The sequence below is a fragment of the Microbacterium sp. H6 genome, from assembly GCF_003314775.1.
Lineage (GTDB): Bacteria > Actinomycetota > Actinomycetes > Actinomycetales > Microbacteriaceae > Microbacterium > Microbacterium oxydans.
This window is the reverse complement of the sequence record NZ_QOAY01000264.1, coordinates 13,203-16,497: the sequence shown is the minus strand read 5'-3', so window position 1 is coordinate 16,497 and position 3,295 is coordinate 13,203. Positions and strand designations below refer to the sequence as shown.

The window sequence follows — 3,295 nt, the reverse complement described above, 5'->3', positions numbered from 1 at the left end:
CTGCGGCACCGCCACACCGAAGGATGCCACCAGAGGCGCGAGCGGCAGCGTGATCTTGTCACCGACACCACCGGTGGAGTGCTTGTCGACGGTGCGCTTGCCGAGCGAGGCGAAGCTCATCCGCTCCCCCGACGCGATCATCGCATCCGTCAGCACCCGGATCTCGTCGCGCTCCATGCCGCGCTGGAAGATCGCCATCGCGAACGATGCCATCTGCGCGTCCGACACGTAGCCCCGCGTGTAGGCGTCGACCATCCAGCGCAGCGCGGGCTCGGGCACCGCACCGCCGTCGCGCTTGGCGCGGATCACATCGATCGCATCGAACGGTTCGATGGCTCCCTGAGCCTGTCCAGCGGTCATCGTGCTTCCTCCAGGTCGCGCGGCCCGAACGCATCGGGCAGCACCTCGTCGATCGTGCGGATGCCGGAGACGGTCTCCAGCAGCATCCCGGGCATCGCATGCTCGAACAGCAGCTGGCGGCAGCGCCCGCACGGCATGATCGTCTGCCCCTCGTTGTTCACGCACACGAAGGCGACGAGCTGGCCGCCGCCCGACATGTGCAGGTCGCCCACCAGAGCGCACTCCGCGCACAGCGTCACACCGTACGAGGCGTTCTCGACGTTGCAGCCGGCCACGATCCGACCGTCGCCCACGAGGGCCGCCGCCCCCACGCGATAGCGCGAGTAGGGCGCGTAGGCCTTGGTCATGGCGTCGGTCGCGACCTGGCGCAGTTCATCCCAGTCGATGTCCGTCATTGCGATGCTTCTCTCTTCCCGGCAGGGCTACGACTTGATGTAGGGCTTGCCGTCGGCGGCAGGCGCCTTGATCTGGCCGGCGAACCCGGCGACCGCGAGCAGCGTCACGACGTACGGCAGCATCAGCATGAACTCGCCGGGGATCGGCGTCTTCAGGATCGACAGCAGGTTCTGCAGGTTGGTGGCGAAGCCGAACAGCAGGGCGGCGAGGGTCGCACGGATCGGATCCCAGCGACCGAAGATCACCGCGGCGAGGGCGATGAAGCCGAGCCCCGCCGTCATGTCCTTGCCGAACTGCGGTACCGAGACGAGTGTGAAGTACGCACCACCCATGCCCGCGATCGCGCCGGCCAGCAGCACGTTCCAGAATCGCGTCGGGTTGACCTTGATGCCCACCGTGTCGGCCGCCTGCGGGTGCTCGCCGACGGCACGCAGCCGCAGACCCCAGCGCGTGCGGTACAGGCCCCATGCCACCACCGCGACGGTGATGAACATCAGGTACCCGATGAACGTCTGGTTGAAGAGCACGGGGCCGATGATGGGGATGTCGCTGAGCAGCGGGATCTCGAAGCGCGGGAACCGCACCGGGGCGTTCAGCGTCGCCTCGTTCGGGGCCAGCAGGGCGCCGTAGAGGAACCCGGTGAGGCCGGTGACGAGCACGTTGAGCACGACACCGACGATGACCTGCTCGACGAGGTACTTGATCGCGAACGCGGCGAGGACGCTCGCCACGAGGACGCCGCCGATCATCGCGCCGACAAGGCCGACGAACGGGTTGCCGGTGATGCTGGAGAGCAGCGCGGCGGAGAAGGCGCCCAGCAGCAGCTGGCCCTCGATCGCGACGTTGACCACACCGGCACGCTCGCCGATGACACCACCCAGCGCGCCGAACACCAGCGGCACCGAGAGCGACACCGCGCCGAACAGCAGGCTGGTGACGGGGACGAGCCCGCCTGCCGCAGCCCAGACCAGGAAGGCGAACACGGCGAGCACGCCGTAGGCCACCACGAGCCACAGCGACGGCTTGCGATAGGTCCAGGCGCGGAGGAACGCTCCGACGGTCAGGACCACCAGGATGCCGAAGACGACCCAGAAGGTCGAGGCGGTCGGCAGGGCGACGTCGGGCAGGGCGAGTGCCGACGACTGGTCGGAGAGCCGGAACGTGCTGATGCCGTCGCGCGGCACGAGCAGGAACAGCAGCGCCAGGAGCACGGTGGCTCCGGCGAGCACGATCGGCGCCTTGAGGTGCCGTTCCTTGACGGTCGCGAGCTGCACTGTGCCGTCCGCGGCCTGGGTCTGCACGAGGGACATCATGCCGCCACCGCCTTCTTCGCGGCCTTGGCTCTGAGCCTCGCCGCCTTCTCGATGTCGGTCTTCGGGAGGAAGAACACCGTGCGCAGCAGCGGCGGCGCGGCGATGAAGAGCACCACGAGCGACTGCACGACGAGCACGATGTCGACCGGGATGTTCTGCGCCTGCATCGAGAACGAACCCGCCTTGAGCGCACCGAACAGGATGCCGGCCGCGAACGTGCCCCAGGCGCGGCTGCGTCCGAGGAGCGCGACCGTGATCGCGTCGAAGCCGATGCCGGCGTCGATGGTCTCCGTCACACCCGTGGTGACGGCGCCCTGGATCTGGTTCATGCCGGCGAGGCCGGCCAGACCGCCGGCGAAGAGCATCGCGTAGACGTAGATGCGCTGCACGCTGATGCCCGCCGCACGAGCCGCATGCGGGTTCTCACCCACTGCGCGCATGCGCATGCCGAGGGACGAGCGCTCGATGAGCCACCACACGAACAGCGTGGCGACGATCACGATCACGAAACCGAGGTCGAGCAGCGGGAACTGCGGACCGAGCAGGGTCGGGAACTGCGCGCTCTCCGGAGTCGCGGAACCCAGGGCCTGGTTGGTCCCCGGCTTCTGGAGGAGTCCGGGGGTGCGGATCATCCACAGCAGGAGGTAGTAGGCGATGTAGTTGAGCATGATGGTGAGGATCACCTCGTGCGCACCGGTGCGCGCCTTGATGAGCCCCGCGATCGCACCCCAGAGTGCACCGCCCGCGATTCCCGCGATGAGCGTGACCGGGATGTGCAGCCAGATCGGCAGGTCGAGCGAGAACGTCAGCAGGGCCGCGACGGCGACACCGATGAGCATCTGGCCGCGGGCACCGATGTTGAACAGACCGACGCGGAACGCGAGTGCGACGCCGAGACCGGCCGCGATGAGCGGTGCCGCGAAGCCGAGCGTGTTCGTCAGGGGACGGATCTGCGCGGCGAAGTCGGCTCCGCGGGCGTTGAAGATCGCCCCGCGGAACAGCGCCTCGTACCCGTTGTACACCGCGTTCCAGGCGGCGACGAAGGTGTCGCCGGGCTGCGCGAAGAAGTAGACGGAGGCCGCCTGCACGTCTTCGTTCGTCAGGGCGATCAGGATGCCGCCGACGATGAGGGCCAGGACGATCGCGAGGATCGTCGTGACGGCACTCCCCCGGAGGATCTCCTTGAGGATCACGTTTCCGCGCGGAGGCGGGGGGACATCGCTGGG

Annotated in this window: 3 protein-coding genes and 1 pseudogene; all 4 read right to left on the bottom strand. The window is 68.3% G+C overall.

What is annotated here, in order from left to right:
* Positions 1-360, bottom strand: a pseudogene (locus tag DSP71_RS24200) (thymidine phosphorylase); the annotation flags it as partial.
* Positions 357-755 carry a cytidine deaminase gene (locus DSP71_RS17520; RefSeq protein WP_017828470.1) on the bottom strand — a complete coding sequence of 133 codons (399 nt, stop codon included), beginning with the start codon at positions 753-755 and terminating at the stop codon, positions 357-359. The gene DSP71_RS17520 and the pseudogene DSP71_RS24200, both read right to left, overlap by 4 nt.
* 27 nt (positions 756-782) lie before the next feature.
* Positions 783-2,066 carry an ABC transporter permease gene (locus DSP71_RS17515; protein ID WP_371861866.1) on the bottom strand — a complete coding sequence of 428 codons (1,284 nt, stop codon included), beginning with the start codon at positions 2,064-2,066 and terminating at the stop codon, positions 783-785.
* Positions 2,066-3,295: ABC transporter permease (locus tag DSP71_RS17510; protein WP_147251354.1), on the bottom strand; the 1,230-nt coding region annotated here is incomplete at its 5' end. The genes DSP71_RS17515 and DSP71_RS17510, both read right to left, overlap by 1 nt.

Bases quoted from the DNA above. Each gene is read 5' to 3' on its own strand.
- DSP71_RS17520 (WP_017828470.1), bottom strand. From the start codon at position 755: ATGACGGACATCGACTGGGATGAACTGCGCCAGGTCGCGACCGACGCC.
- DSP71_RS17515 (WP_371861866.1), bottom strand. From the start codon at position 2,066: ATGTCCCTCGTGCAGACCCAGGCCGCGGACGGCACAGTGCAGCTCGCG.